Genomic DNA, 24,249 nt, shown 5'->3' with positions numbered 1-24,249 from the left:
TCAGCCCTTCCGCTTCGGGGTGGTCCGGCCCTCGATGGTGCGGGGCGCGCCGGCGGGGCCCTGGCCACTGGTGCCCGGCTCGGTCCCCGCGGGGGTGTCGGTGCCCTCGCGGCCGTCGGCCAGCCGTCGTCCGGCCGGCTCGGGCGCGTCGGGGTGGGAGCCGGCGGCGCCGGCCTTCTCGGCGGGGGTGTCGGCCGCGGCCACCCGCGCGTCGGCCGCCTCCTTCCCGGGGGTCTCGCCCGTTGCCCCGGAGGGCCGGACGGTCTCCCGGGGTTCCCCGGTGTCGGCGGCCGGCCGGGACGGACGCGGCATCGGCGGCGCCGACTCCCCGCGCTCCTCGGCCAGCCGCAGGCCCCGGAGGGTCGGCTCCAGCTGACCCGGCGCGTCGACGGCGGCGGCCATGTCGTAGGGGTCCTCGTACTGCGAGAAGCCGGCCAGCTGCCGGGAGACGCCCCGGAAGTCGGTGAGCGGGGCACCGCGCGTCGGGTGCGGCTTCTCGCCGCGGCGCAGCGCCGCCACCAGCGCGCGGGCGCTCTCGACGTCCTGCTGGTCGTAGAACTCGTAGTCGACGGTGACCACCGGGGCGTAGTCGCAGGCGGCCAGGCACTCGGCGTGCTCGAGGGTGATCGAGCCGTCGGCGGCCGTCTCGTCGTGGTGGACGCCGAGGTCGGCACTGAGCGCGTCCATGATCCGCTGGCCGCCGAGGACGGCGCACAGCGTGTTGGTGCACACGCTGACCAGGTGCCGGCCGGTGGGCTTGCGCTTGTACATCGTGTAGAAGGTCGCGACGGCGCCGACCTCGGCCTTGGTGAGGCCGAGCTCCTCGGCGCACAGCGCGACGCCCTCCGGCGTGACGTAGCCCTGGTAGCTCTGCACCAGGTGCAGCATCGGCAGCAGCGCGGAGCGGGGCACCGGGTAGCGGGCGATGATCTCGCGCGCCTCCTCCCTCGCCTGCTCCGGCAGCGGCGGCACGTCCGCGAGGGCCTCCACGTCCACCGGCGAGGAGTCCAGGCCGGTGACCGCGGTCGCTTCGGGCGATCCGGGAAGTGCACTCATCAGCGATCCACTCCACCCATGACGGGGTCGATCGATGCGATGGCCGCGATGACGTCGGCGATCATGCCGCCCTCGCTCATCGCCGCCGTGGCCTGCAGGTTGACGAAGCTGGGGTCGCGCACGTGGACCCGCCACGGCCGGGTGCTGCCGTCGCTGACGACGTGGTAGCCGAGCTCACCGCGGGGTGACTCGATCGGCACGTACACCTGGCCGGCGGGCACCCGGAAGCCCTCGGTGACCAGCTTGAAGTGGTGGATCAGGGCCTCCATCGACTGGCCCATGATGTGCTTCACGTGGTCGAGCGAATTGCCCATGCCGTCGGGACCGAGGGACAGCTGCGCCGGCCAGGCGATCTTCTTGTCCTCGACCATGACCGGGCCGGGCTCGAGCCGGTCCAGCGCCTGGCCGATGAGCTTCAGCGACTCGTTGATCTCGGCCATCCGGACCAGGTAGCGACCCCAGGCATCGGCGGTGTCCGCGGTCGGCACCTCGAAGTCGTAGGTCTCGTAGCCCAGGTACGGCTCGACCTTGCGCAGGTCCCACGGCAGGCCGGCGGAGCGCAGGACCGGGCCGGTGACGCCCAGGGCCAGGCAGCCGGTCACGTCCAGGTAGCCGACGTCCTTGAGCCGGCGCTGCCAGATCGGCTGGCCGGTGAGCAGCCGGTGGTAGTCGGCCACCCGCTTCGGCATGACCTCCAGGAACTCGCGGATGTGCTCGACCGCGCCCTCGGGCAGGTCCTGCGCCAGACCGCCCGGGCGGATGTAGGCGTGGTTCATCCGCAGGCCGGTGATCTCCTCGAGCAGGTCGAGGCACATCTCCCGCTCGCGGAAGCCGTTGGTCATGGCGGTGAGCGCGCCCAGTTCCATGCCGCCGGTGGCCAGGCCCACGAGGTGCGAGGCGATCCGGTTGATCTCCATGACCAGCACCCGGATCGTCCGCGCGCGCTGCGGCACCTCGATGCCGAGCAGCTTCTCGACCGCCATGCAGTAGGCGGCCTCGTTGAACAGCGGGGACAGGTAGTCCATGCGGGTCACGAAGGTCGTGCCCTGGGTCCAGTTGCGGTACTCGGTGTTCTTCTCGATGCCGGTGTGCAGGTAGCCGATGGCGACCCGTGCCTTGGTGACCGTCTCGCCCTCAAGATCGAGGATCAGCCGGAGGACGCCGTGGGTGGACGGGTGCTGCGGCCCCATGTTGACGACGAGGCGCTCCTCGCCGTGGAGGTCACCGCCGAGGACGAGGTCCCAGTCCCCTCCGGTGACCGTGTAGACGCGGCCCTCGGTGGTCTCGCGCGAGCCGGCGTACGGGTCGGCCTCGTTGTAGGTGGTGCTCATCGGTGGGCGCTCCTCATCTGCTCGACCCTCACCGGTAGGCCCGTCGCGTGTCGGGCGGAGGGATCGTGGCGCCGTGGTACTCGACGGGGATGCCACCGAGCGGGTAGTCCTTGCGCTGCGGGTGCCCGTCCCAGTCGTCGGGCATGAGGATCCGGGTCAGCGCCGGGTGGCCGTCGAAGACGACGCCGAACATGTCCCACGTCTCCCGCTCGTGCCAGTCCGCCGTCGGATACGTCCCGGTGATCGAGGGCACGTGGGGGTCCCCGGCGGTGACGGCGACCTCCAGCCGGATCCGGCGCCGGTAGGTCATGGACGTCAGGTGGTAGACGACGTGCAGCCGCGGGCGGTCGGGCGTGGTCACCGGCCCGCCGCTGTCGAGGTAGTCGACCCCGGAGACGCTGCTGCAGAGCTCGAAGCGGAGCGCCTCGTCGTCCCGGAGCGCCTGGACGAGGGTCGGCAGGTGCTCCCGCGCCACGAAGTAGGTGATCTCGCCGCGGTCGACGAGCACCCGCTGGACGGCCGCGGCGTACGTGGCCTCGCCGACGGCCTCGATGAGCGCGTCGGTGACCTCGTCGAAGTACCCCCCGTAGGGCCGCTCCGTCGAGTGCAGAGCGACCGCGCCGCCGGGCTCGACGCGCACCAGCCCGCCGAAGCCGGAGGTGTCGCCGCTCCCGCTGACCCCGAACGCGCCCTTCCGGAACCCCCCGCTCCGCGCGGTGCTGGCGTCGTACCCCGCCTCCTCGCGGCCGGGGACGACCGCACCACCGTCGTTGCTCATCGCAGCTCCGCCGGGGAACTCATGGCCTTCTGGCCGTTCATCGCCATGCCTTGCCGAGGCCGGTCGGGCGCTCGCCGGGGAGGAGGACGGCGTTGCCGCCGCGCTGCTCGATGGCGAACTGGCCGGCGCGCCCCTCGGCCGCGGCCTGCTCGTAGGCACGCCGCGCCGCCTTGTCCACGCGCACCGTCGAGGGCATCTCGACCAGAAGGTCCTCGGCGCGGCCCTCCTCGCGTTCCCGCTCGAGCTGCCGCGCCCGCTTCTCGCCGAGGGGCTCGTGCTGGATCTTGTGGTGGAGCTTGAGGATCGCGTCCATGAGCATCTCCGGCCGCGGCGGGCAACCCGGCAGGTACATGTCCACGGGGACGATGTGGTCGACGCCCTGCACGATCGCGTAGTTGTTGAACATGCCGCCGGAGCTGGCGCACACGCCCATCGCCAGCACCCAGCGCGGCTCGGGCATCTGGTCGTAGATCTGCCGCAGGACCGGCGCCATCTTCTGGCTGACGCGGCCGGCGACGATCATCAGGTCGGCCTGCCGGGGCGACGCCCGGAACACCTCCATGCCGAAGCGGGCCAGGTCGTAGCGACCGGCACCGGACGCCATCATCTCGATGGCGCAGCAGGCCAGGCCGAACGTCGCCGGCCACAGCGACGACTTGCGGGTCCAGTTGACCAGCTTCTCCACGCTGGTCAGCAGGACGCCGCTGGGCAGCTTCTCCTCGAGTCCCATGTGAACTCCTGTCACTCCCACTCGAGCCCACCGCGCCGCCAGACGTAGGCGTACGCGATGAAGACGGTGACGATGAAGACGACCATCTCGACCAGTCCGAAGACGCCCAGTGCCTCGTTGTGCACGGCCCACGGGTAGAGGAAGACGATCTCGATGTCGAAGACGATGAAGAGCATCGCGGTCAGGTAGTACTTGACCGGGAAGCGGCCGCCGGTCAGCGGCTGGTGGACCGGCTCGATCCCGCACTCGTACGCGTCGAGCTTGGCGCGGTTGTACCTGCGCGGCCCGACGTGGGGCGCCAGGGTCACCGAGAACAGCGCGAACCCCGCGGCCAGGACGAAGAGCCCCACGATCGGGACGTAGTTCGAGAGCATCAGCGGCACCCTACGGTGAGGACGATCACGTTCCGGGTAGGTGCGAAACGCTCACGGAGCGTGTCGATACAGATGTGACAAGTCATGTCAGACCGCCGGCGCCAGACGGGTGAGGACGGCGATGGCGCGGTCCACGCGGTCGCCGTCGCGTCCGTCGCTCAGGTTGCCCATGAGCCGCAGCGCCGCGTCCACCAGCGCCGGCCGCTTCAAGCCGTGCGCCGTCGCGAACCGGACCAGGTCCGGGCGGCTGAGCAGGGCGAGGAAACCGATACCCAGCCGGTGGTGCCGGCCGTACGCGGCGCGCAGGCGCTCGGGATAGCGCCGCAGCACCGCCTCCCGGGCCGGTCCTGCCGGGCGGGCCAGCGCGTCGGCGGCGGTCTCCGCCGCCATCCGCCCGGTCTCCATGGCGTAGCTGATGCCCTCGCCGTTGAACGGGTTGACCGCGCCGGCGGCGTCGCCGGCGAGCAGCAGCCCGCGGGTGTAGGCCGGCTGCCGGTGCAGGGCCATGGGCAGCCCCGCGCCCCGCAGGGGAGTGACCGCGTGCTCCTCGGCCAGGCCCTCCTCGGCCGGGAACGTGTCCAGCCACCGGCGCAGCACCTCGCGGTGGTCGCTGCCGTCGGAGCGCCGCGTGTCGAGCAGGCCGAAGCCGACGTTCGCCGTCCCGTCGCCCATCCCGAAGATCCAGCCGTAGCCGGGCATCGCCGACGCGGTCGGACCCTCGGGGGCCAGGTCGAAGGAGATGTCGAGGTAGTCGTCGTGGGTGCGCGGGCTGCGCACGTAACGCCGGACGGCGACCCCCAGCGGTCGGTCGGCGCGACGGCTGAGACCCAGCGCCTTGGCCAGCCGCCCCGAGAGACCCTCGGCCGACACCACGAGCGGCGCGCGCACCTCGCCGGGCTGCTCGTCCGGCCCGGTCAGGGTGCGCACGCCGACCACCCGGCCGGCCTCGTCGAGCAACGGATCGGTGACCGTGACCCCGGTGTGCACCCGTGCGCCGGCCGCCCGCGCGTGCCCGGCGAGGCGGGCGTCGAGCTCGCTGCGGCGGCAGACGAGGCTGTGGTGGGGCCAGGAGGCCAGTCGCGGCCAGTCGACCTCGACGACCTGGCCGCCACCCCGCACGCGCAGGCCCTTGTGGCGGACCCACCCGGCGGTGTCCACCCCCATGTCCTCGAGGGCCCGGACCCCGCGCGGGGTGAGCCCATCGCCGCAGACCTTCTCGCGGGGGAACGCCGCCTTCTCGACGACCACCACGTCGATTCCCGCCGTCGCCAGCCACCAGCCCGCGGTGGCGCCGGCCGGGCCTGCGCCGACCACGACCACGTCGGCGCGCTCGCGCGCGCCGAGTGGTGCGGTGGCGGTGCCGGGCACGGGGACCTCCTCGAGGCTACGGACTTGTGAATTGGTTCACAAAGTCCTCCGCTCCGAGTCTAGGCCCGGGTGTGACCGAGCTGACAGCACCCCCTGGTGGTGCGATGGATCACATCGTCGCGGGCCCGTCGCGCAGCGCCGTCCGGACCTCCTCGTCGGTGGTGGGAGCGAAGTCGGCGTACGCCTGGCCGACCGCCCGGAAGGAGCGCGGAGCCACCAGGCACAGCACGTCGTCGACGTCCGCGGTGAGGGCCTCGCACGCGCGCGGTGACCCCACGGGAACGGCGACGGTGATGGAACGCGGCGACTGCCGCCGGACCGCGACGACCGCCGCGCGCATCGTCGCTCCGGTCGCCAGGCCGTCGTCGACCAGGACCACCGGGCGGCCGGTCACCGGAACCGGCGGACGGCCGTCCCGGTAGACCAGCTCCCGCCGCTGCAGCTCGACGAGCTCCCGTCGGCGGATCTGCTCGAAGTCCGCCGGTGGCACGTCCGCGGAGGCGAGGACGGACTCCACCCGCACCGTCTCCACGGTGTCCCCGACGCCGGCAATGGCGCCCATGGCCAGCTCCGGCTGCCACGGCAGGCCGAGCTTGCGGACGACGACGACGTCGAGGGGCGCCCCGAGGATCGCGGCCACCTCCGCCGCGACGACCACCCCGCCCCGCGGCAGCCCGAGCACCAGGACGTCGCCGGTCACCCGCCCGGAGAGCGCCTCGCCCAGGGCCCGGCCGGCGGCCCGCCGGTCGGCGAAGCGCCGGGAACCCACGTCCGGCTCCGCCCCGGGGCTACAGCGGCTCGGGCGTCGGCGCCGGGGGTGGCACCACCGGGTCGGTGGGATCCGGCGTCGGATAGGGCGCGGGCTCCGGCGGCGGGATGGGGTCCGTCGGCGACGGCGAGGGACCCGGCGGCTGTGGCAGCGGAGGCGGCGGGGTCGTCATGGACCGACGCTAGACCCATCCACGACGGCGTCGAACCCCCTTGCGTGCTGCCTCACCGGATGCCGGCAGGTCGCGGGGAACAGCTCCCCCGCCCCGATCGGAGGACGCCGGACTGATCAGACCTCGGACCAGAACCTCAGGTAGGACCGGTGCAGCCAGTCGTCCACCCACGCGCGGTCCGGTTCGGGTGGCACCGGCGGGCTGGTCTGCAACGCCGCCAGCCGTTGCTCGACGTCGGCCACCGCGTCGAGCACCTCCGCGAGGGGCACCTCACCCCCCCTTACCGAACGCAGACGAGCCCGGTCCGGTTCGGGGACGGGGAGGCTGATCCGGCCGGTCGTCAGGAGCTCGACGCCTTGCAACCCCAGCCGGAGCGCGTGCATGGCGTACTTGATGTCGTAGCCGTGCTCGGCCGTCGGCGTTCGTGGTGGGCTCGGCCCCCATCTCGTCGCGGTGGACGACTTCGGCGTCCGGCACGAAGAGGAGCCGCAGGACCGATGGATTGCCCACCAGCGCGGCAGTGCCGTCGACCCCCGGATGCCGGCAGCCGCCGTCAGAGCCGGCGGGCGCGGTGCAGGGCGACGATCCCGCCGGTGAGGTCGTGCCAGGCGACCTCGCCCCAGCCGGCCGCCTGCACGCGGGCGGCGAGCGCGGCCTGGTCGGGCCAGGCTCGGATCGACTCGGCCAGGTAGACGTAGGCCTCGGGGTTGCTGCTCACCGCCCGGGCGATCCGCGGCAGCGCCTTCATCAGGTACTCGGTGTAGAGCGTGCGGAACGGCGCCCACGTGGGGCTGGAGAACTCGCACACGACGAGCGTCCCGCCCGGCCGGGTGACCCGCCGGAACTCCCGCAGCGCCGCGTCCGGGTCGGCCACGTTGCGCAGGCCGAAGGAGATGACGACGCCGTCGACGCTCTCGTCGGCCAGGGGCAGGGCCATCGCGTCCCCGGCCACCTTCGGTACGGCACGCGACGCCCCGGCGCGCAGCATCCCCTGGGAGAAGTCGCAGGCGATCGCCGTCACCCCGCCGGCGGCGAGCTCCACGGTCGACACCGCCGTCCCGGCCGCGACGTCGAGCACGACCTGCCCCGGCCGTGCCCCGAGCGCCTCCCGGGTGGCCCGGCGCCAGGAGGCGTCCAGACCCGCCGAGAGCACCGTGTTCGTGACGTCGTAGCGGCGGGCGACGCGGTCGAACATCGCGGCGACGTCGGCCGGACGCTTGTCCAGCCCCGCGCGGACGCCGGCGGTGCGTGCGTCCGTATGAGCAGGGTCTCGCCGGTCTCCCACGGCAGCGACGCTACCGGCCTGCCTACGCTGAGCACGTGACCGCGGCTGCCCTGACCTCCCCGGCTGCCGCCGGCGGGTCCTCGGCGCGCACCGTGACGACCGTCCGCACGGATGCCGCGGGCCGGCTGCTCGACCGGTTGCCGGCCGACGGCGTGCTCTCCTGGGTGCGCCGGGGTGAAGGGCTCGTCGGCTGGGGCGAGGCCGCGCGGCTCGAGGTCTCGGGACCCCACGCGCTGGCCGACGCCGCCTCGTGGTGGGCGGAGTACGCCACCGCTCTGGACAGCCACGACGACCTCCGCCTGCCCGGCTCCGGTCCGGTGCTGTTCGCCAGCATCGCGTTCGACCCGGTCGGCGGGACGTCGGTCTTCGTCGTCCCCGAGGTGGTCCTCGGGCGCCGGGACGGCGTGGGCTGGCTGACCACGGTCGGGGACGTCGATCCGCGAGACGTGCTGCTCCCCGAGGCCCCCCACGACGGGCCCCCACTGCGGCTCCGCTACGCCGACGGGGCCCTCGATCCGGCGACCTGGTCCGCCGCGGTCGCCGCCGCGGTGGAGCGGATCGACGCCGGCGAGCTGCAGAAGGTGGTTCTCGCGCGGGACCTGCTCGTCTCCGCCGACGTGCCGCTGGACCCCCGGAGACTGCTGCGCCGGTTGGCCGCCCGGTTCCCCGACTGCTGGACCTTCGCGGTCGACGGCCTGCTCGGCGCCACCCCCGAGCTGCTGCTCCGCCGCGAGGGACGGCAGCTGTCCGCCCGGGTGCTGGCCGGCACCGCCCCCCGTGGTGCCGGCGCCGACGACGACCGGCTGGCCGCAGAGCTGTTCGCCTCCCCCAAGGACCGCGCCGAGCACGCCCTCGCCGTCGACTCCCTGGTGGGTGGCCTGGAGCCCTTCTGCGCGACGCTCGACGTCCCGGACGGTCCGGAGCTGCTGACCCTGGCCAACGTGCGGCACCTGGCCAGCGACGTGACCGGCACCCAGCGCCGCACCGGCGCCCGCGGGCAGGCCGGGTTGCTGGAGCTGGTGGGTGCCGTCCACCCGACCGCCGCGGTGTGCGGCACCCCGACGCCGGCCGCCGCCGCTGTGATCGCCGAGCTCGAGGGCATGGACCGTGGCCGCTACGCCGGACCCGTCGGCTGGCTCGACGCGCGCGGCGACGGCGAGTTCGGGCTGGCGCTGCGGTGCGCCGAGCTCGTGGACGACGACAGCGCGCGGCTGTTCGCCGGCTGCGGCATCGTCGCGGAGTCCGACCCGGCCGCGGAACTGGCCGAGACCCAGTCGAAGTTCGCCGCCTTCCAGGGGGCCCTGGAGGGCTGACCGCCGGGGACGTCAGCAGACGATTCGCGGGGTGTGCGCCGACTCCGCCGACCAGCCGTAGTCGGTCAGGGTCCACACGGTGAAGGTCATCGTGTAGTTGACCGTGTAGGACCGGTAGGTCGTGCCCTGCCACGTCGTGGTCGTCGGGCCGACCGTCGTCTGGTCCTGGTAGGCACCGCCACCGAAGTGCACCCGGATGCGATAGCCGGACACCCGCGCCGACGTGCTGGCCGTCCACGCCAGCTTGACGGTCACGTAGGTGTCGGTGCACGTCGTGGTGGCCCTGAGGTTCGTCGGCGGGGCGACGGTCGCGGTCTGGACGGTCGCGCTCACGGTCGCCTCGTCGGCGAAGGTCGCCCAGGACGGGAGGGACGAGCCGACGATCAGGCCGGCGACGAGCAGGAGAAGGAGCGCCGCTCTCCGTACCGCTGTGGTGCGGGGCCGGGCGTATCCGGTGGTCATGGCGTCCCCCTCTCCGGGTCGGTCGTGCGGGCAGTGGTCAGCGGGCGGGGCCCGTGAGGGCCCCGCCCGGGAGGATCAGAAGAAGATCGGCGCGCCGACGACCTCGCCCGGACCGTCGATGACGATCGGCGGCGGGAAGGGACCGTTCTCGACCGCGACCGGAGGGATCTCGGCCGGGGGCGTCACGACGACCGGGGGGCCGGACGGTGTGTCGACCGGCTGCGTCACCGGGGACTTCTCGACCGGCGGGGTCTCGGCCGGCGGGGTCTCGGCCGGCGGGGTGACGACCGGCGGCGTCACGACCGGCGGCGTGACCACCGGAGGCGTGACCACCGGAGGCGTGACCACCGGAGGCGTGACCACCGGAGGCGTGACGACCGGGGCCGTGACCACCGGAGGCCTGACCACCGGAGGCGTGACCACCGGAACCGTGGCCACCGGGGGCTTGACCACCGGCGGGATGACGACCGGGGCCTTCACGACCACCGGAGACTTCGGGGCGCAGCCGAGCAGCACGTTCACGTGGGCCGGCACGCGGTCGATCCCCGCCAGGGCGTTGCAGATGATGGTCTGCAGCTGGCGCACCTGGGGCAGCTTGAAGACCTGCGAGACCTGCGTCTGCTTGGCGACCACGGCGACCTCGGTCGTCGCGACCTCGGCCTGCACCGGCGCGAACCCGGCGATCCCGGCCGCCACGGCAGCGGTGACGCCCACGAGGCGCAGCGAGCCCACGATGCCGCGGGCGCTCATCTTGGTGCTCATCTCGGTTCTCTCCTGAGTCCGGTGCGTCGGCGGGCGATCCCGGCGACGAGGAGAACTCTGGAGGGGCAAGCGCAGGGCACCCACCAGGGAACCGCAAGGAAGCCGCAAGAAACCTCGGCAGAGGACCGGGACACCGAACCTCAGGCCAAGGCGTCCGAGGCCGCCTCCCGCAGCCGGCGGGCGAGCTCGGCCTCGGCGCGCTGGTCGGTGCGGACGACGACGACGCGCGGACCTCCGAGCGCGAGCGCGCCGGCCAGGTCCGCCGCCGAGGTCACCGTCGTCGCCCCCCATCCGAGGGCGCCGGCGATCGCCACCAGGTCGCGGCCGTGCGGAGTGCCGAACACCCGCCGGTAGTCGCGCGCGTGCCGGTCCTCCCCCGGTTCGAGCTGCGCGAAGATGCCCCCGCCGTCGTTGTCCGGGACGACCACCGTCAGGTCCGGCGCCGGCTCCCCCTCCCCGAGCAGCAGGCCGGTGAGGTCGTGCAGGAACGTCAGGTCCCCCATCAGCGCGAACGCGGGGCCGCCGTGCGCGAGGGCGGCCCCGACGGCCGTCGACACCGTCCCGTCGATGCCGGCGACGCCGCGGTTGGCCAGGACGGTCAGGTCGGGCCGGGGCACGGCGAGCCGGTCGACGTCCCGGACGGGGGTCGAGGACCCCAGCACCAGTAGCGCCCCCGCCGGAAGCGCGGCCACGACGTCACGGGCCATCCGGGCGGCCGTGAGGCCGGGAGCAGCATCGAGGACCTCGTCCACCGCCCTCCCCACGAGTACCGCGGCCTCCTGCCACGCCTCCCACCACGAGGACGCCGGAACCGCGGCCCCGCCCGGCATCGGCGTGGGTGTGAAGGGCGGGCCGCCCACCCGGGACGTCGACCGCCCCGCGTCGGCCCAGCGCGGCCCCGCGGCGACCGTCTCCACCCGCACGCCCGGGTCGGCGAGCAGCGCGGAGACCGGGCGGGAGAGCGTCGGACGGCCGACGACCAGCACCCGTTCGGGCCGGTGCCCGGCGAGCCACCCCGGGCTCCCGAGGAGCAGCGCACCACCGCGGACGGACGCCCCCCACGCGCCGCTCGAGGGCTCGGCGGTGACCGGCCACCCCTCGTCCGTGGCCAGGGTGGCCGCCGCTGCACCGGACCCCGGCGGCACGTCCCCCACGACGACCAGCGTCCGCGCCGGCCCCGTGTCCATGGGCTGGACGACCCCCGTGTTGCCGCTGTCGGTCCAGGGCGCACCATCGGCGCGCCCGGCCCACGGGCCCGAGAGGTCGGCCTCCTCGTCGTCGGGCAGCAGCGGCTCGCGCAGCGCCAGGTTCAGGTGGACCGGCCCCGGATCCGCCGACAGGACGCCGCGGGCGGTGAGGAGCGCCTTGGCCACCAGCGACCGCCAGTACCGGTTCTGGGCCTCGTCCCGCCCGGCCTCCGGCACCCCGACGTCGGCCGCCCAGCGCACCGCGCCGCCGTAGAGGCCGGCCTGCTCGATCGTCTGGTTGGCGCCCGTGGCCCGCAGCTCGGGCGGCCGGTCGGCGGTCAGCGCCAGGAGCGGCACCCCGCTCGCGTCGGCCTCCAGCACGGCCGCGTGCAGGTGCGCCGCCGCGGTGCCGGAGGTGGTGAGGACGGGCACCGGCCGGGACGACGCCTTGGCCAGCCCGAGGGCGAGGAAGGCCGCCGTCCGCTCGTCGATGCGCACGTGCAGCCGCAGCCGGCCCGCCCGCTCCGCCGACGCGAGGGCGAGCGCCACGGGCGCGGAGCGCGAGCCGGGCGCCAGTACCGCATCCGTGACGCCGCCACGGAGGAGTTCGTCGACCAGCACGCGGGCGAACGCGGTGGCCGGGTTCACGCGCGCACCGCGTCCAGGCGGGCCCGCCAGCGGGCGGCGGTGCCGGGGTCGGCGGCGACCGCGTCGAGCCGGTCGGGATCCGGCCGGCGCACCGCCAGCACGCCGTCCACGGGCAGCAGGGGGTCGCTGGTGACGTCGTCGGTCAGGAGCGCGACCGTGGCCAGACCGCAGGCGAAGGGCAGTTCGGGGAGGGCGGCCGCCAGCGCGACGCCGGCCGCGATGCCCACCGAGCTCTCCAGCGCCGAGGAGACGACGCACGGCAGGCCGTGCGCCTCGGCGACGCGCAGGGCAGCCCGCACGCCGCCCAGCGGCTGCACCTTGAGGACGACGACGTCGCAGGCCTCGCGCAGGTCGACGCGGAGCGGATCGGCCGAGCGGCGCACGACCTCGTCCGCCGCGACGCGGACCTCGATCCGCCGGCGCAGGGCGGCCAGCTCCTCGAGCGTCGCGCACGGCTGCTCCACGTACTCCAGCCCCACCCGGTCGAGCTCGCGGATGCGCGCCACGGCGGTGCCCACGTCCCACGCCGCGTTGGCGTCGACCCGGACGGCACCGGCCGGGCCCAGGACGTCGCGCACCGCCTCGACGCGGGCCAGGTCGTCGGCCGGTGTCTGGCCCGGCTCGGCGACCTTCACCTTCGCCGCCGCGCAGCCGGAGGCGCGCACGATCGCCGCGGCCCGGTCGGCGGCGACGGCCGGCACGGTGACGTTGACCGGCACCGCGGACCGCACGGGGGCCGGCCACCCCTCGACCGCCGACTCGACCGCCGAGTTCCACCAGCGACGGCTCTCGGCGTCGTCGTAGTCCCAGAACGGGGAGAACTCCCCCCAGCCGGCGGGGCCCCGCACGAGCACCCCGTTCCGGACGTCGATGCCGCGGAAGCGGGTGCGCATGGCCACCGACCAGACCCGGACCTCGGAGATCCCCGCCGGGAGCGGCGGTCCGGCGGAGGCGCTGATCACGGTGGCCAGCGTAGGAGAAGGCCCGCCGTAGGCTTGCCTGTCGTGGATGGGCGGCGAGCGGGCAGCACCGCCAGGCACCTCGCCCTGACGGCCGCGGCCGACCTCTCGCTGGACGCGGTGCGGGCCGCGCTCGCCGGCACCACCCCGCTCGCCGTCCTCCCCGACGGGCCGCCGGCGGTCGTCGCGGCCGCTCGCCGGGTGCTGCGCCCCGGGGAACCGCTCGAGCCCGGCGCCGACCTCGTCGTCGTCACCTCCGGGTCGACCGGGAGCGGCCGCGGGGTCCTGCTCCCGGCAGCGGCGCTGGAGGCGTCGGCGGCCGCCACGCACGCGCGCCTGGGGGGACCCGGGAGCTGGCTGCTCGCGCTGCCCGTGTCCGCGATCGCGGGGCTGCAGGTACTCGTCCGCAGCGTCCTGACGGGCACCGGCCCGGAGGTGCTGGCGCGGGACGAACCCCTGTCCGAGGCCGTCCGGCGGCTTCCCGCCGGACGGCGGTACACGGCACTCGTGCCCACCCAGCTGCGCCGCTTCCTCGACGAGGAGCCGGCCGCCCTCCGGGCGTTCGACGCCGTGCTGGTCGGCGGGGCGGCCACCGACGCCGCGCTCCGCGCCCGGGCGCGGGAGGAGGGGGTCGCCGTGGTCCCGACGTACGGCATGACCGAGACCGCCGGTGGGTGCGTCTACGACGGGCGCCCGCTCGACGGCGTCCGGGTGCGGGTGACCGACGGCGTGGAGCTGGCCGGGCCCACCCTCGCGCTCGGCTACCGGCTGGACCCGGCCGCCACGGAGGCCGCCTTCGCCGACGGCTGGTTCCGCACCCGCGACGCCGGCAGCCTCGGTGCCGACGGCCGGCTCACCGTCACCGGCCGGCTGGACGACGTGGTGATCAGCGGTGGGGTGAACGTGGCGCCGGCCGCCGTGGAGGCCGCGCTGCGCGAGCACCCGGACGTCGCGGACGCGGTGGTGCTCGGACGTCCCGACGCCACCTGGGGACAGCGGGTCGTCGCCGCCGTCGTCCCCGCGCGGGGTGCGACACCGGAGCTCCCGGTGCTGCGGGCGTGGGTCGCCGACCGGCTCGGGCGGGCCGCCGCTCCCCGGCAGCTGCACCTCCTCGACCACGTGCCCCTGCTGCACACCGGCAAGCCCGACCGCCGCACGGTCGCGGCGCTGATCCCGGAGGTCTGATGGCCACCCCCGCCCAGTGGCTGGCCGGAGCCCGCCCCCGCACGCTGCCCGCCGCGCTGGCCCCGGTCCTCGTCGGCACCGGCGCCGCCGTCGCGCTCGACGGCTTCCGGCTCGTCCCCGCGCTGCTGGCCCTGCTCGTGGCCCTTGCCCTCCAGGTGGCGGTCAACTACGCCAACGACTACTCCGACGGCACCCGCGGCACCGACGCCGACCGCATCGGCCCCATGCGGCTGGTCGGCTCGGGAGCGGCGAGCCCGCGGCAGGTGCTGGCGGCGGCGCTGGTCTCCTTCGCCGTCGCCGGGGTCGCCGGCCTGGCCCTCGCCGCGCTGTCCAGCTGGTGGCTGGTGGCGGTCGGGGCGGTCTGCATCGCCGCGGCGTGGACCTACACCGGCGGACCGCTGCCCTACGGCTACCGGGCGCTCGGCGAGGTCTTCGTCTTCGTCTTCTTCGGCCTGGTCGCCGTCGTGGGGACGACGTACGTGCAGACCGGCACCCTGCCCGGTCTGGCCTTCGCGGTCGCCGTGCCCATCGGCCTGCTCGTCGTGGCGATCCTGGTGGTGAACAACCTGCGCGACATCGAGGGCGACGCCGTCGCCGGGAAGCGGACCCTCGCCGTCGTGCTCGGCGAGAGCGCCACCCGCCTGGCCTACGTCGGACTGCTCGCCGCCGCCTTCGCCGTCATCGCGGCGGTGGGGGTCACCCGGCCCTGGGCGCTGCTCGGTCTCCTCGCCGCCCCCCTGGCCCTCCCTCCGGCGCGCACGGTGCTCGGCGGCGGCCGTGGACCCGCGCTGATCGCGGCGCTGCAGGGCACCGGCCTGCTCACCCTCACGACCGGTGTGCTGCTCGCCACAGGACTGGCTCTACCGGACTGACCTGGACCTTTCCGATACTGGTACGTGCCCTGCAGGAATGGACCGGCTCCAGCGAGCCCTGCTCCTCCCGGCGAGCTCCCCCGGCATCGCGGTACCGGGCACCGACACGCGAGGGAACATCGTGGCCACCAGTGACGACCTGCTGAACGCCGTCGACGAGGTCATCTCCGACGGGGTGCGGCGCGGCATGCTGCACAACCACGTGCAGGACGAGGTCCTCGACGGACGGCACATCACCATCGACGGCCGCCGGATGGTCAACTTCGGCTCCTGCTCCTACCTGGGACTCGAGACGCACCCGGTGCTCAAGGCGGCGGTGCGGGACGCGGTGGAGCGGTTCGGCACCCAGTTCTCCTCGTCCCGCAGCTACGCCTCCGCACCGATGTACCGGGACGCCGAGGCGGAGCTGACCGCACTCTTCGGGCGCCCGACGCTCATCACGCCGTCGACGTCCATGGGCCACATCGCCGCCATGCCGACGCTGATCGGCAGCCGCGACGTCCTCCTGCTCGACCACCAGGTCCACCACTCGGTGCAGACCGCCGCCAAGCTGGTCCAGGCCGGCGGCGCCCGCGTAGAGCTCATCCCGCACAACGACCTCCGGACCCTGGACCGCCGGCTGACGAGCTACCGCCGCACGCACCGCCGGGTCTGGTACGCCGCCGACGGGCTGTACTCGATGTACGCCGACTTCCTCCCGGCCGGGGAGCTCAACGAGCTGGTCGAGACCCACCCGAACCTCGCGCTGTACGTGGACGACGCGCACGCCGCCTCGTGGACGGGCCGGCACGGCCGCGGATACGCGCTGGAGCGGCTGTCCGCCGCCGCGCTCGCGCGCACCGTGGTCGCGCTGTCGCTGAACAAGTCCTTCGCCGCGGCCGGCGGCGCCATCGCCTTCCCCGACGAGGAGTCGCGCCGCCGGGTGGCGGCGGTCGGGGGGCCGCTGATCTTCTCCGGCCCGGTGCAGCCGCCGATGCTCGGAGCCATCCTCGGCTCCGCGCGGCTGCACCGCTCCCCCGAGGTCGCCGCGCGCCAGGACCTGCTGCGCGACCGCATCCGGCTGTTCAACCGGCTGGCCGCCGACGCGGGCCTGCCGGTCGTCTCGGCGTCGGAGGCACCCATCCGCTGCGTCGGGGCGGGCGTCACCTCGGTGGCCTACCGGCTGACCGAGCGGCTGCGGGACGCCGGGTTCTACGTGAACACGGCCGTCTTCCCGGCCGTGCCCGCCAAGCGGTCGGGCGCACGGGTCACGCTCACCGCCCACCACACCGAGGACGACGTCGCCGGGCTGGTGTCCGCCCTCGCCCAGCACCTCCCCACGGCCATCGCCGAGGAGGGCGCGACGGTCGACGACCTCCGGCGCGCCTTCGCCCGTCAGCTTCGCGGGCGACCGGCGGTGCTGCACCCGCCGGTGGACGACCGGCGCTCCGCCGCCCTGCGCCTGGAGGAGCACCGCTCCATCGAGACCGTGGACGCGGCGGAGTGGGACGCGCTGCTCGGCGGCCGGGGCGCCTGCGACAGCGCGGCTCTGCGCATGTACGAATCCGTCTTCGCCGACCGCCGGGGCGGCACCGGCCGGCCCGAGGACAGCTGGGCCTTCCGCTACCTGCTCGTGCGGGACGACTCGGGGCGGCCCGTCGCGGCGACGTTCCTGACGAGCACGCTGTGGAAGGACGACATGCTCTCCCCCGAGCACGTCTCCCGGGAGATCGAGCGCCGGCGGGCCGAGGCCGGCGACCCGTACCTGCTGAGTTCCCCGATGGTCGGCATGGGGTCGCTGCTCAGCGACGGCGACCACCTGTACCTCGACCGCTCCCGGAATTGGCGGGCGGCGCTGCGGCTGCTGCTCCAGGCGGCCCGCGCCGAGGAGGACGCGACCGGGTCCGCGGGCCTCGTGCTCCGCGACCTGCCCGATGACCAGGAACTGTGCGAGTTCCTCCTCGGCGAGGGGTTCGCGCGCATCCCGATCTGGGACACGTGGGTGCGGGAGGTCGACTTCGACGACGACGAGGAGTTCCTCGCCCAGCTGAAGCGCAAGCACCGGCAGCACCAGCGGAGGAACGTGCTCCCCTGGGAGGCGCACTTCGCGGTCGAGGTCCTGCGCGGGGGGAGCGCCGAGGCGACCGCGGTGCCGGCGCACGTCCGCGACCGCCTCTACCGCATGTACCTCGCCGTGCACGCCCGCAAGCTGGACCTCAACGTCTTCCCGCTGCCCCGGCTGATCGTCGACGCGGTGCTCGAGTCCCCCGGCTGGGAGACGATCGTGCTGCACCTGCCCGACCGGGCCGCCGGACCGGTGGCCTTCGGCGCGCTCAACGTGTCCGGCGACCGGATCGCGACGGTGTTCCTCGGCCTCGACTACGCCTACGTGGCCAGCCATCACAGCTACCAGCAGCTGCTGCTCCAGGCACTGCGCGCCGCCCGGCGGCTGGGAGCGCCCCGTGTGCTCTACGGCATGAGCGCCGAGCTGCAGAAGTCCCGGTTCGGCGCCCGGCCGGAGAAGCGCTGGGCGTACGTCCAGAGCACCGACACCTACAACACCGACGTGCTGGCCCACATCGCCGAGGGCGTGACCGCGGAGCCGGCGGCGGCTACTCCTCGGGCGAGCCGCTGAGCCGGGCCCGGAAGTTCTCCTTGGCGGCCCGCCGCGCGAGGCTGCGCGCCGCCAGCCCCTCGCTGAGCCGTTCCCGCGACGGGCGCAGCAGCAGGTAGGACACCGGCATCGACAGCAGCAGGCCGAAGAGCAGCCCGGACCAGAAGTCGAGGCCGGCCAGCCACAGGATCAGGACCAGGGCGGCCGCGATGGCCAGCCGCCCGACGGTGTAGACGACCAGCCACGGCAGGATCCGCGGCGGTGTCGCGGGACCCCCGGAGGGGCCGGCGGGGACGGTGCTGTTCTCAGCCATGACGGCCTTCCCACGTGGTCTCGGTGGAACGTGACGTCTCGGGGCGACGTGATGCCTCGGGGCGACGTGATGTCTCGGGGCGACGTGACCTCTCGGGGCCACGTGATGTTCCGGGGGCGACGTGCCCCCGGGGGCACGTCGGCGGGCTGGTCGGTCCTCACCCGTGCCGCCCTTCCCACTTGGTCGAGAGCACGACCGTGGTACGGGTGCGGGCGACGCCCCTGATCCGGTTCAACGCGTTGACGGTGGCCTCGAGTGCCGGGATGTCGGTCACGCGCACCTTGAGCACGTAGCCCTCGTTCCCTGCCACCCGCCAGCAGTCCTCGATCCCGGGCACCTCGCGCATGGCGGCCTCGAGACCGGTGTCGTCGACGGAGTCGCTCTCGATCACCCCGATGAGGGCGGTGACGTCGAGACCCAGCGCCGACGGGTCGACCACGGCGCGGTACCCGGTGATCACACCGGCCGCCTCCAGCTTGCCCACCCGTTCGTGCACGGCCGGCGACGAGAGCCCGACCTGGCGGGCGAGCTCGGCATAGCTCGCGCGGCCGTTGGCGCGCAGCAGATCGATCAGCTGCCGGTCCACGGCGTCGATGGCGCGCTCTCCGTCCTGGGTCGTCGTCCCTGGGTCGCGGTACTGCCGGTTCGCTCCTCGGTCGACACCGAGTATCGCCGCGGACGTACCCTGGGTGCCGACGAGGGGGTTCAACCGTGGTGTTCCTGGTGGTGCTCGTGATCGCGGTCGCGGTCGTCGTGCTGGTGATGCGGGCGGCTGCCGCCCCCGGCGGACCGGGTGGGGGTCTGCGCGCCCCGCGGCCGCCGCGCAGTCCGAGACCGCAGCGGCCGACCCGCCCGCTCGCTCCGGACGACGATCCCGAGTTCCTGCGCGAGCTCGACCGGCGCACCAAGCGGGACGACGGCTCCCCCGCGTAGCAGCCCGAGCGGGCCGCTCCGCAGGCTGAACGAACCCGTCCCGGGTCCGGCCGAGCCCGCGAAGGACCGAGCACGCGAGGGACATGGCCCCGTCCGGAGGCGAGCCTGCGAGCGGTCAGGGGGACGGGGTCCTTCGAGGGGGGTCCTTCTTCAGGCGGCCCGGCCGAGCCCGAGGATCCGGCGCCACCCGCGACGCACGAGCGCGGCCGGCGCGACGGTGGTGTCGGCGGCACGCTCGCGTGCGTCACCCGGCCAGCCCAGCCCACCGCCCTCCCGGGCGGGAGGGCCCGGCCAGCCCAGCCCGCTCTCCCCGGCGGCACGCGCGCCGTCCGCGGCGTGGTCCCCGCCGGGACGGGCACCGCGGTGGAGGAGGGCGCCGGCCACGATGGGATCGGCCGATGCTCCCTCGACGGCGGTGTGCTTACCCACGGTCACCTCCGCGGTACCTGCTCGGACGGTCGGTCATGGGGGCATGGAAGCACGTCGGGGCGCATCCGTCACCGTCCCGGGCGCGCGGCCCCCCGAACAGGCGTCACGCGGGGTGATCGTGCGCCGGCTCAGTTCACGCCGGCGTAGCTGTGCAGACCGGTCGACACCATGTTGACGAACGTCAGGTTGAAGATCATCACGAGCAGTCCGACGACGTTGACCCACGCCGCGGGCTTCCCCCGCCAGCCCGCCGTCGTGCGGGCGTGCAGATAGGCGGCGTAGACGACCCAGGCGATGAAGGCCCACGTCTCCTTGGGGTCCCAGCCCCAGAACCGGCCCCAGGCCGCCTCCGCCCAGATGGCTCCGGCGATGACGGCGAACGTCCAGATCGGGAACCCGAAGACGGCGGTGCGGTGGGCGACGCGGTCGAGCGCGGCGGAGCCGGGCAGCCGGGCGAGCAGCCCCTCCGGCTCCTCCCCCGCCGCCACCTGCTCCTCCTGCCGGGCCTTGGCCAGGTAGAGGACGCTGGCGATGCCGCTGACGAAGAAGACCCCGAAGCCGATGACCGCGGTGCTCACGTGGATGGCGAGCCAGTACGACCGCAGCGCGGCGACGAGCGGACCGGCCTCGGCGTAGAGGAACAGCCCGATCAACACCATCGACACCACTACCGGGGCGAGCACGAAGAGCCCGATGTGACGCAGCACCGGTGCGCGCAGGGCCAGTCCCACGTAGGCCACGACGGCGACGAGCACGACCGCGGTCGAGAACTCGTACATGTTGCCCCACGGCAGCCGATCGGTGGCCACTCCCCGGGCGACCAGGACGCCGGCGTGCGCGACGGCACCGAGGGCCGTCAGCGCCATGGCCACCGAGCCCCAGCGGCGGCCCTTCGTGTCCTCCGCCGGCGGCACGGGCGCCGGCTCCACCGGCGGGCCGCCGACCCCGGCCAGCTCCCGGGACCGCACCGCCCGGCGGCCGAAGGCCAGCTGGGCGCTGAAGGCGACCACGGCCAGCGAGTACAGCGCGACGCTGATCGAGAAGAGGCTGTCGGAGAGGGAGGCCAGCTGGTCAGGGCTCACGCGGGGGATCCTCCGGTTCGGGTGCACGGGTGCGGGCGGCCAGCGCGGCGCCCAGATCGTCGGTCAGGGCGGCGAACCGCGGCGCGTTCTCACCACTGCCCCGTGTGAGCGAGGCCAGCGTCAGCACGGTACCGCCGGCGCCGGGGTCGGGCCGCACGCGGGCGAAGACCCGCTCGCGGCGCAGCAGCAGCATGCCCAGCAGGCCGATGAGCAGGGCGATCGCCGCCGTCAGCACCCAGCCCTGGCCCGGGTCGTGGGAGTACTGCAGGGCGGCGAACTCGCGGTACCCGGTGAAGGCGACGGTGGTGCCGTCGGGCAGGGTGACCGACTCACCGACCGACAGGTTCGCCGAGCCCACCTCGGTGAGCCGGCCCCGGTCGATCTGGGCGCTGTCCAGCGAGTAGACCGACTGAGGGATGCCCGAATCCAGGCCCAGGTAGCCCTGGTAGGCCACGATCGCCACCTGCGGGGCCAGCGGCCGCGGGTCCACGGAGGTGAGGATGCCGCCCTGGACGAGGCCGGTCGGGGCGAAGAACCCCTCGAGGGCGAGCTGGTCGTCGCCGTCGTCCCCGAGGTCGGGGACCTTCAGCGCGCCCTGGCTGGCCATCGTCGCCTGGTCCGACGGCAGGAACGGCACCGAGACGTCGTCCAGGGAGGTGCCGTCCGGGCGGGTGACGGTGAACGTGGGGCTGAAGCCGTGCCCGGTGACGTAGACGCGGTCCCCGTCGAGCCGCAGTGGCTCGTTGACGCCGATCGTCGTGGACCGGCTCTCCTCCCCCGGCGCGCCGTAGCCGATGTCGGCGGTGAAGGAGGCCGCGGTCAGGTCCTCCTCGTACTCGGCGCGGAAGTCCTCGAGGTCCACGCAGAGCGGGCTGAGGTCACCGCTGTCGACCAGCGGCCCCGACGAGTACGTGTCGTACTGCTGGAAGGAGTTGCAGAAGCCCTGTCCCTCGGTGACCAGGATGCTGCCCTCGTACCCCCAGAGCTTCCCGCCGGCCAGGCCCAGCAGCAGGGCCACCAGCGAGAGGTGGAACAGCAGGTTCCCGGTCTCCTTGAGGTAGCCCTTCTCGGCGGAGAGCTCCTCCTCCCGGCGGACGACGCGGAAGCGGCGGACCCGGAGCTCCTCCTCGACGACGTCGAGGACCCGGTCGCCGGTCAGGGGCGTCGTCAGCTCGCCGGCGTCGGGCAGCCGCAGGAGGTTGCGCGGCGCCCGCGGCGGCGCGGCGCGCATCGAGCGGTAGTGCTCCAGGGCGCGCGGCAGCACGCAGCCGATCAGGGAGACGAACAGCAGCAGGTAGACCGCGGCGAACCAGGGGGAGCTGAAGACGTCGAAGAGGTAGAGCCGGTCGAGCACCGGCGCCAGGGTGGGGTGTTCGGCGAAGTACTGGCTGACGTTGTTCTGCGACAGCGACCGCTGCGGCAGGAGCGATCCGGGGACCGCCGCCAGGGCGAGCAGGAAGAGCAGCACGATCGCCGTCCGCATGGCGGTCAGCCGCCGCCACCACCGCAGCAGCAGCGCGGCCGGCCGGCGCCCGGCGGACGGGCGCGCCGGCGGAGGTGGCGAGGCCGCGGACCGCGCGGGGGCGGTCGTGGTCACAGCGCCGACTCCCCGAACCCCGTGGCGGCGAGCCAGGAGCGCAGCCACTGCATCATCTCGGTCCAGGCGCCGGTCAGGAGCAGCAGCCCGACGACGACCAGCACGGCCCCGCCGAAGCGGGTCACCGAGAGGGCGTGCCGGCGCAGGAAGGAGGTCGCGCCGATCGCCCACCGCGCGCCCAGGGCGACCAGTACGAAGGGGATCCCCAGCCCGAGGCAGTAGGCGACGCTGAGCAGCGCCCCCCGGGTGGCCGTCGCCTCCGAGAAGGCCAGCGAGTACACGGCCGAGAGCGTGGGTCCCAGGCAGGGCGTCCAGCCGAGGCCGAAGACGATGCCCAGCAGCGGCGCCCCGGCCAGTCCGGCCGCGGGCCGCGCGGAGATCCGCTTCGTGCGCTGCAGCACCGGCAGCCGGCCCAGGAAGCTCAGTCCCACGACGATGGTCACGACGCCGAAGACCCGGTTGAGGACGTCGGCGTACTGCAGCAGGAGCCGGCCCAGCCCGCCGAACGCCGCCCCGAAGGCGACGAAGACGGCGGTGAAGCCCAGCACGAACAGCACCGCGCCCAGGACCATGCGGGCCCGCGGGGAGACGTCGGTGCGCACCGCCGTCGCCGTCCCGCCGCCCCCGGGGCGCGCCGCCGGGGCGGCACCCGTGCCGACCAGCCCGGTGACGTAGGAGAGGTAGCCGGGGACCAGGGGCAGCACGCAGGGCGAGGCGAAGCTGACGAGGCCGACGAGGGCCGCGACGGCGGCCGCCACGAGCAACGGGCCGTCGGTGACGAGGCCGGCGAGGGTCTCTCCCACGTCAGGCCTCCTGGAGGACCAGGTCGAGCACGCGGCGGAGGTCGTCCTGCGAGACCTCGCCGGTGTAGACGGCCGCCACCCGGTTGTCGCGGTCCAGCACGATGGTGGACGGGATGGCCGTCGCCGGGTAGTCGCGGAAGGCCAGCGCCACCTCGCCCCGCGGGTCGTAGAGCGACGGGAACTCGATGCCGAAGCGCTCCACGAAGGCCAGCGCGAACTGCTCGCTGGTCTCCTTCACGTTCAGACCGAGGAACTGCACGCCGTCGTCCCGGACGTCGGCGTAGACCTCCTGGAACTGCGGGGTCTCCACCCGGCAGGGCCCGCACCACGAGCCCCAGAAGTTGAGGACGGCGACGTCGCCGGCCAGCTCGCCGGAGGAGAACTCCCCTCCCCCCAGCAGCGTTCCGGAGAACTCCGGCGCGGTGGCCCGCTCACCGGCGGGGATGACCTCTCCCGACGGGGTCGCCGCGACGAACCGGAACTCGCCCCCGTTGTTGACGGCCACCGCATCGGGACCGGTGGAGCAACCGGTGAGCAGCAGCGCCGCGAGCAGGCCGGTGGCGATGCACCTCATGCCCCGGGCACCGCGTCCGGAGGGGTGGCGCCCGCCGGCTCGGCGTATGCCAGGCCCGCGAAGTGGTCGCCGTCGTAGGTGAGCGACGTAACGCTCGCCAGGGCGCACTGCCGGCGCCTCGGGTCGTGCAGGTACCGGCGGCCCTCCATGTGGAGCCGGACGGTCCAGATCGGCAGCTGGTGGCTGACCAGGACCGCCTCGTGCCCTCGCGCGGCCTCGCGCGCCGCCTCGACGGCGGCCAGCATCCGGGCGGCGATCTCCACGTAGGGCTCGCCCCAGGACGGCTGGAACGGGTTGCGCAGCTTCCACCAGTTCCCCGGCGCACGGAACACGCCCGAACCGCCGGCCACGGCCATGCCCTCGAACGCATTGCCGGCCTCGATCAGCCGCTCGTCGATGGACACGGGCAGGCCCAGGGCCTTCGCCAGCGGCGCGGCGGTCTGCCGGGCGCGCTCGAGCGGGCTCGAGACGAGGTGGGTGACGTCCCTGCCGGCGAACCACTCCGCCGCCGCGAGGGCCATCGCCTCACCGGTCGTGGACAGCTGGTACCCGGGCAGGCGGCCGTAGAGGACCTTGGCGGGGTTGTGCACCTCGCCGTGCCGGAGCAGGTGGACGACGGTGCGCTCGCTCATGTGGACCTCTCGCTGGGCAGCTCACCGCTGCGGTGACCGTCG

Annotated in this window: 26 protein-coding genes; 5 read left to right on the top strand and 21 right to left on the bottom strand. The window is 74.4% G+C overall.

Annotation, left to right across the window (positions count from 1 at the left end):
- The 9 genes from nuoE to ACFSHS_RS00900 all read right to left on the bottom strand — a co-directional run bounded on the left by nuoE (position 1) and on the right by ACFSHS_RS00900 (position 7,863).
- Positions 1 to 1,056, bottom strand: coding sequence for an NADH-quinone oxidoreductase subunit NuoE (gene nuoE, locus ACFSHS_RS00940; protein ID WP_376870644.1), 1,056 nt, complete (start codon positions 1,054 to 1,056; stop codon positions 1 to 3).
- The gene (locus ACFSHS_RS00935; RefSeq protein WP_376870642.1) at positions 1,056 to 2,387 is read right to left on the bottom strand and encodes an NADH-quinone oxidoreductase subunit D; all 1,332 of its coding nucleotides are present in this window, start codon (positions 2,385 to 2,387) and stop codon (positions 1,056 to 1,058) included. The genes nuoE and ACFSHS_RS00935 overlap by 1 nt, the downstream gene beginning before the upstream one ends.
- 28 nt (positions 2,388 to 2,415) lie before the next feature.
- Complete coding sequence (locus ACFSHS_RS00930) at positions 2,416 to 3,165, bottom strand: NADH-quinone oxidoreductase subunit C (RefSeq protein ID WP_376870640.1); 750 nt, start codon at positions 3,163 to 3,165, stop codon at positions 2,416 to 2,418.
- 37 nt (positions 3,166 to 3,202) lie between these two features.
- Positions 3,203 to 3,895 carry a NuoB/complex I 20 kDa subunit family protein gene (locus tag ACFSHS_RS00925; protein ID WP_458199649.1) on the bottom strand — a complete coding sequence of 231 codons (693 nt, stop codon included), beginning with the start codon at positions 3,893 to 3,895 and terminating at the stop codon, positions 3,203 to 3,205.
- 11 nt (positions 3,896 to 3,906) lie between these two features.
- A complete protein-coding gene (locus ACFSHS_RS00920) occupies positions 3,907 to 4,269 on the bottom strand; it encodes an NADH-quinone oxidoreductase subunit A (RefSeq protein ID WP_376870638.1) in 363 nt (120 codons plus the stop codon).
- Between the two features lie 87 nt (positions 4,270 to 4,356).
- Positions 4,357 to 5,637 (bottom strand): geranylgeranyl reductase family protein, encoded by a 1,281-nt coding sequence (locus tag ACFSHS_RS00915; RefSeq protein ID WP_376870636.1) that lies wholly within the window; start codon positions 5,635 to 5,637, stop codon positions 4,357 to 4,359.
- A 109-nt stretch (positions 5,638 to 5,746) separates the two neighbouring features.
- On the bottom strand, positions 5,747 to 6,406 hold the full coding sequence (locus ACFSHS_RS00910) for a phosphoribosyltransferase (RefSeq protein WP_376870633.1): 660 nt from the start codon (positions 6,404 to 6,406) through the stop codon (positions 5,747 to 5,749).
- A gap of 288 nt (positions 6,407 to 6,694) precedes the next feature.
- Entirely contained in the window at positions 6,695 to 6,847 is a 153-nt protein-coding gene (locus ACFSHS_RS00905) for a hypothetical protein (RefSeq protein ID WP_376870630.1), read from the bottom strand.
- A 284-nt stretch (positions 6,848 to 7,131) separates the two neighbouring features.
- The gene (locus ACFSHS_RS00900; protein WP_376870628.1) at positions 7,132 to 7,863 is read right to left on the bottom strand and encodes a demethylmenaquinone methyltransferase; all 732 of its coding nucleotides are present in this window, start codon (positions 7,861 to 7,863) and stop codon (positions 7,132 to 7,134) included.
- A gap of 35 nt (positions 7,864 to 7,898) precedes the next feature.
- Here ACFSHS_RS00900 and ACFSHS_RS00895 point away from each other — a divergent pair, with 35 nt between their 5' ends.
- Positions 7,899 to 9,176 carry an isochorismate synthase gene (locus ACFSHS_RS00895; protein ID WP_376870626.1) on the top strand — a complete coding sequence of 426 codons (1,278 nt, stop codon included), beginning with the start codon at positions 7,899 to 7,901 and terminating at the stop codon, positions 9,174 to 9,176.
- Between the two features lie 12 nt (positions 9,177 to 9,188).
- Here the strand turns inward: ACFSHS_RS00895 and ACFSHS_RS00890 are convergent, their stop codons facing one another.
- The 4 genes from ACFSHS_RS00890 to ACFSHS_RS00875 form a co-directional block, all read right to left on the bottom strand.
- Positions 9,189 to 9,638: a hypothetical protein gene (locus ACFSHS_RS00890; RefSeq protein WP_376870624.1), complete on the bottom strand. Its 450-nt coding sequence runs from the start codon at positions 9,636 to 9,638 to the stop codon at positions 9,189 to 9,191.
- Positions 9,639 to 9,713: 75 nt separating this feature from the next.
- A complete protein-coding gene (locus tag ACFSHS_RS00885) occupies positions 9,714 to 10,400 on the bottom strand; it encodes a hypothetical protein (protein ID WP_376870622.1) in 687 nt (228 codons plus the stop codon).
- 140 nt (positions 10,401 to 10,540) lie between these two features.
- Positions 10,541 to 12,235: a 2-succinyl-5-enolpyruvyl-6-hydroxy-3-cyclohexene-1-carboxylic-acid synthase gene (gene menD, locus ACFSHS_RS00880; protein ID WP_376870620.1), complete on the bottom strand. Its 1,695-nt coding sequence runs from the start codon at positions 12,233 to 12,235 to the stop codon at positions 10,541 to 10,543.
- A complete protein-coding gene (locus ACFSHS_RS00875) occupies positions 12,232 to 13,197 on the bottom strand; it encodes an o-succinylbenzoate synthase (RefSeq protein WP_376870618.1) in 966 nt (321 codons plus the stop codon). Before ACFSHS_RS00875 ends, menD begins: the two co-directional genes overlap by 4 nt.
- Positions 13,198 to 13,239: 42 nt before the next feature.
- Here ACFSHS_RS00875 and menE point away from each other — a divergent pair, with 42 nt between their 5' ends.
- From menE to ACFSHS_RS00860, 3 genes are read left to right on the top strand one after another with little or no spacing between them, the layout of a single operon-like run.
- Positions 13,240 to 14,379, top strand: coding sequence for an o-succinylbenzoate--CoA ligase (gene menE, locus ACFSHS_RS00870; RefSeq protein ID WP_376870616.1), 1,140 nt, complete (start codon positions 13,240 to 13,242; stop codon positions 14,377 to 14,379).
- Entirely contained in the window at positions 14,379 to 15,251 is an 873-nt protein-coding gene (locus ACFSHS_RS00865; RefSeq protein ID WP_376870614.1) for a 1,4-dihydroxy-2-naphthoate polyprenyltransferase, read from the top strand. Before menE ends, ACFSHS_RS00865 begins: the two co-directional genes overlap by 1 nt.
- Before the next feature lie 37 nt (positions 15,252 to 15,288).
- The gene (locus tag ACFSHS_RS00860) at positions 15,289 to 17,865 is read left to right on the top strand and encodes an aminotransferase class I/II-fold pyridoxal phosphate-dependent enzyme (RefSeq protein ID WP_376870612.1); all 2,577 of its coding nucleotides are present in this window, start codon (positions 15,289 to 15,291) and stop codon (positions 17,863 to 17,865) included.
- Here ACFSHS_RS00860 and ACFSHS_RS00855 read toward each other — a convergent pair.
- Together ACFSHS_RS00855 and ACFSHS_RS00850 are read right to left on the bottom strand one after the other, a co-directional pair.
- Positions 17,843 to 18,157 carry a DUF4229 domain-containing protein gene (locus tag ACFSHS_RS00855; protein WP_376870610.1) on the bottom strand — a complete coding sequence of 105 codons (315 nt, stop codon included), beginning with the start codon at positions 18,155 to 18,157 and terminating at the stop codon, positions 17,843 to 17,845. The genes ACFSHS_RS00860 and ACFSHS_RS00855 overlap by 23 nt on opposite strands.
- Positions 18,158 to 18,314: 157 nt before the next feature.
- Positions 18,315 to 18,866: an Lrp/AsnC family transcriptional regulator gene (locus tag ACFSHS_RS00850; RefSeq protein WP_376870608.1), complete on the bottom strand. Its 552-nt coding sequence runs from the start codon at positions 18,864 to 18,866 to the stop codon at positions 18,315 to 18,317.
- A 2-nt stretch (positions 18,867 to 18,868) separates the two neighbouring features.
- On the opposite strand from ACFSHS_RS00850, the gene ACFSHS_RS00845 reads away from it, so the two are divergent.
- On the top strand, positions 18,869 to 19,090 hold the full coding sequence (locus ACFSHS_RS00845) for a hypothetical protein (RefSeq protein WP_376870606.1): 222 nt from the start codon (positions 18,869 to 18,871) through the stop codon (positions 19,088 to 19,090).
- 150 nt (positions 19,091 to 19,240) lie between these two features.
- Here the strand turns inward: ACFSHS_RS00845 and ACFSHS_RS00840 are convergent, their stop codons facing one another.
- The 6 genes from ACFSHS_RS00840 to ACFSHS_RS00815 form a co-directional block, all read right to left on the bottom strand.
- A complete protein-coding gene (locus ACFSHS_RS00840; protein ID WP_376870604.1) occupies positions 19,241 to 19,519 on the bottom strand; it encodes a hypothetical protein in 279 nt (92 codons plus the stop codon).
- A gap of 128 nt (positions 19,520 to 19,647) precedes the next feature.
- Positions 19,648 to 20,601: a c-type cytochrome biogenesis protein CcsB gene (gene ccsB, locus ACFSHS_RS00835; RefSeq protein ID WP_376870602.1), complete on the bottom strand. Its 954-nt coding sequence runs from the start codon at positions 20,599 to 20,601 to the stop codon at positions 19,648 to 19,650.
- A complete protein-coding gene (gene resB, locus ACFSHS_RS00830; protein WP_376870599.1) occupies positions 20,591 to 22,198 on the bottom strand; it encodes a cytochrome c biogenesis protein ResB in 1,608 nt (535 codons plus the stop codon). The genes ccsB and resB overlap by 11 nt, the downstream gene beginning before the upstream one ends.
- Complete coding sequence (locus ACFSHS_RS00825; RefSeq protein WP_376870597.1) at positions 22,195 to 23,001, bottom strand: cytochrome c biogenesis CcdA family protein; 807 nt, start codon at positions 22,999 to 23,001, stop codon at positions 22,195 to 22,197. The genes resB and ACFSHS_RS00825 overlap by 4 nt, the downstream gene beginning before the upstream one ends.
- Position 23,002: 1 nt before the next feature.
- Entirely contained in the window at positions 23,003 to 23,575 is a 573-nt protein-coding gene (locus tag ACFSHS_RS00820) for a TlpA family protein disulfide reductase (protein ID WP_376870595.1), read from the bottom strand.
- Positions 23,572 to 24,207 carry a histidine phosphatase family protein gene (locus ACFSHS_RS00815; RefSeq protein ID WP_376870593.1) on the bottom strand — a complete coding sequence of 212 codons (636 nt, stop codon included), beginning with the start codon at positions 24,205 to 24,207 and terminating at the stop codon, positions 23,572 to 23,574. The genes ACFSHS_RS00820 and ACFSHS_RS00815 overlap by 4 nt, the downstream gene beginning before the upstream one ends.
- Positions 24,208 to 24,249: the final 42 nt, after the last annotated feature.

This window comes from Blastococcus deserti (genome assembly GCF_042682525.1).
Lineage (GTDB): Bacteria > Actinomycetota > Actinomycetes > Mycobacteriales > Geodermatophilaceae > Blastococcus_B > Blastococcus_B deserti.
Note: the sequence above shows the minus strand (reverse complement) of the source record. Positions and strands in the feature narration are given on the sequence as shown.

Coding starts and splice junctions, on each gene's coding strand:
- nuoE (WP_376870644.1), bottom strand. CDS start 1,056: ATGAGTGCACTTCCCGGATCGCCCGAAGCGACCGCGGTCACCGGCCTG.
- ACFSHS_RS00935 (WP_376870642.1), bottom strand. CDS start 2,387: ATGAGCACCACCTACAACGAGGCCGACCCGTACGCCGGCTCGCGCGAG.
- ACFSHS_RS00930 (WP_376870640.1), bottom strand. CDS start 3,165: ATGAGCAACGACGGTGGTGCGGTCGTCCCCGGCCGCGAGGAGGCGGGG.
- ACFSHS_RS00925 (WP_458199649.1), bottom strand. CDS start 3,895: ATGGGACTCGAGGAGAAGCTGCCCAGCGGCGTCCTGCTGACCAGCGTG.
- ACFSHS_RS00920 (WP_376870638.1), bottom strand. CDS start 4,269: ATGCTCTCGAACTACGTCCCGATCGTGGGGCTCTTCGTCCTGGCCGCG.
- ACFSHS_RS00890 (WP_376870624.1), bottom strand. CDS start 9,638: ATGACCACCGGATACGCCCGGCCCCGCACCACAGCGGTACGGAGAGCG.
- ACFSHS_RS00885 (WP_376870622.1), bottom strand. CDS start 10,400: ATGAGCACCAAGATGAGCGCCCGCGGCATCGTGGGCTCGCTGCGCCTC.
- ACFSHS_RS00865 (WP_376870614.1), top strand. CDS start 14,379: ATGGCCACCCCCGCCCAGTGGCTGGCCGGAGCCCGCCCCCGCACGCTG.
- ACFSHS_RS00860 (WP_376870612.1), top strand. CDS start 15,289: ATGGACCGGCTCCAGCGAGCCCTGCTCCTCCCGGCGAGCTCCCCCGGC.
- ACFSHS_RS00855 (WP_376870610.1), bottom strand. CDS start 18,157: ATGGCTGAGAACAGCACCGTCCCCGCCGGCCCCTCCGGGGGTCCCGCG.
- ACFSHS_RS00820 (WP_376870595.1), bottom strand. CDS start 23,575: ATGAGGTGCATCGCCACCGGCCTGCTCGCGGCGCTGCTGCTCACCGGT.
- ACFSHS_RS00815 (WP_376870593.1), bottom strand. CDS start 24,207: ATGAGCGAGCGCACCGTCGTCCACCTGCTCCGGCACGGCGAGGTGCAC.